Origin of the sequence: Vibrio sp. Vb0304 (assembly GCF_033338995.1) — a bacterium.
Lineage (GTDB): Bacteria > Pseudomonadota > Gammaproteobacteria > Enterobacterales > Vibrionaceae > Vibrio > Vibrio alginolyticus.
Map to the genome: position 1 here is coordinate 1 of NZ_JAWOTT010000091.1, position 1,621 is coordinate 1,621.

The 1,621-nt window shown below is 46.9% G+C and carries 4 protein-coding genes; all 4 read left to right on the top strand.

The features are described from left to right. A partial coding sequence (locus R7P35_RS24015; protein WP_318092837.1) for an SDR family oxidoreductase occupies positions 1-168 on the top strand: 168 nt, incomplete at its 5' end. An 18-nt stretch (positions 169-186) separates the two neighbouring features. Then, the gene (locus R7P35_RS24020; RefSeq protein ID WP_005497706.1) at positions 187-711 is read left to right on the top strand and encodes a YgjV family protein; all 525 of its coding nucleotides are present in this window, start codon (positions 187-189) and stop codon (positions 709-711) included. Between the two features lie 7 nt (positions 712-718). Beyond that, positions 719-1,039, top strand: a complete 321-nt coding sequence (locus tag R7P35_RS24025) for a cupin domain-containing protein (RefSeq protein WP_005467181.1) — start codon at positions 719-721, stop codon at positions 1,037-1,039. Between the two features lie 40 nt (positions 1,040-1,079). Then, positions 1,080-1,621 (top strand): RpiB/LacA/LacB family sugar-phosphate isomerase (locus R7P35_RS24030; protein ID WP_318092836.1); only part of this gene is annotated, 542 nt, incomplete at its 3' end.

Consider the following 1,621-nt stretch of genomic DNA (forward strand, 5'->3'; position numbering starts at 1 on the left):
TTGCGTGCCGATGAACAGCGCAACAAAGAAATCGTAGACCGTATTCCTGCTGCTCGTTGGGGTACGCCAGAAGATCTAGCTGGCCCTTGTGTATTCCTAGCATCTAAAGCTGCGGATTACATCAACGGCTACACCATCGCAGTAGATGGTGGCTGGCTAGCGCGCTAATCGAGTTGCGAGAAGGTGATGGTGGATACCACGATATTAGCGCAAGCTTTAGGGTTTATTAGTTTTGGTTTGGGATTCTCCGTCTTCTACCAGAAGAATGACAGGCACCTAAAAATCTTGATGCTGATTTTTAACCTCAATCATCTTCTCCACTTTTTATTGCTGGGTTCGATGGTCTCTGCGCTGAGCGCATTGCTGTCGGCGCTCAGAACGACCACGGCGATTTTTGTCTCGTCGAAACGAGTTGCTGCTGTCTTTATTGTGATCAGTTTAGTCAGTGGTTTTTGGGTAGCAGAGCAATGGCGTGATTTATGGCCGATTATCGGGACGGTGATTGGTACATACTCGGTGTTCTGCTTGTCAGGGATCAGGATGCGCATTGGCTTTTTGCTCGGCGCGTCTTGCTGGCTAACCAATAATATTCTGGTGGGTTCCATTGGTGGAACGCTGTTAGAAATGACCGTGATCGTGATGAATTTATTGACGATTTATCGCTTACATCGTCAGCAATCAGAATCCATGATTAATCAATCAAGTTATTAGGTGAACCATGTTCGTATTTAACCAAGACATTCCGATGGAAGATCTCGGCGAAGGGATTTCACGCAAAGTACTGGCACACAGCGACAACATGATGTCGGTAGAAGTGCACTTTGAAGAAGGTGCAATTGGTGCGATGCACTCACACCCGCACGAGCAGCTGACTTACGTGCTTTCTGGTGAGTTTGAATTCACCATCGGTGATGAGAAAAAAATCGTCAAAACGGGCGATACTATGTACAAAGAGCCAAACATTGAGCATGGCTGCGTTTGTCTGAAAGCGGGTGTACTTATCGATACTTTCACCCCAATGCGCAAAGATTTTGTTTAAGAATTGAAATTTGAATGCGGAGTTTCCGCAGGAGTAACACATGAAAATTGCACTAATGATGGAAAACAGCCAAGCAGCGAAAAACGCAATGGTGGCTGGCGAGCTTAACTCAGTAGCAGGTGGCCTTGGTCACGATGTTTTCAACGTTGGTATGACGGATGAAAACGACCATCACCTAACTTACATTCACCTAGGTATCATGGCGAGCATTCTGCTGAACTCAAAAGCTGTGGACTTCGTGGTAACTGGTTGTGGTACTGGCCAAGGTGCATTGATGTCTTGCAACCTACACCCTGGCGTTGTTTGTGGTTACTGCCTAGAGCCATCAGACGCGTTCCTGTTCAATCAAATCAATAACGGCAACGCGATTTCTCTAGCATTTGCTAAAGGTTTTGGTTGGGCGGGTGAATTGAACGTTCGTTACATCTTCGAAAAAGCGTTCACAGGCAAGCGCGGCGAAGGTTACCCAATTGAGCGTGCAGCACCTCAGCAAGCGAACGCGGCTATCCTAAACAACGTGAAATCAGCGGTAGCAAAAGACGTGGTTGAAGGTCTACGTGCTATCGACCAAGAGCTAGTGAA

What these genes read in the sequence shown, in the direction of transcription:
- R7P35_RS24020 (WP_005497706.1), top strand. Translation starts at nt 187, where the DNA reads ATGGTGGATACCACGATATTAGCGCAAGCTTTAGGGTTTATTAGTTTT.
- R7P35_RS24025 (WP_005467181.1), top strand. Translation starts at nt 719, where the DNA reads ATGTTCGTATTTAACCAAGACATTCCGATGGAAGATCTCGGCGAAGGG.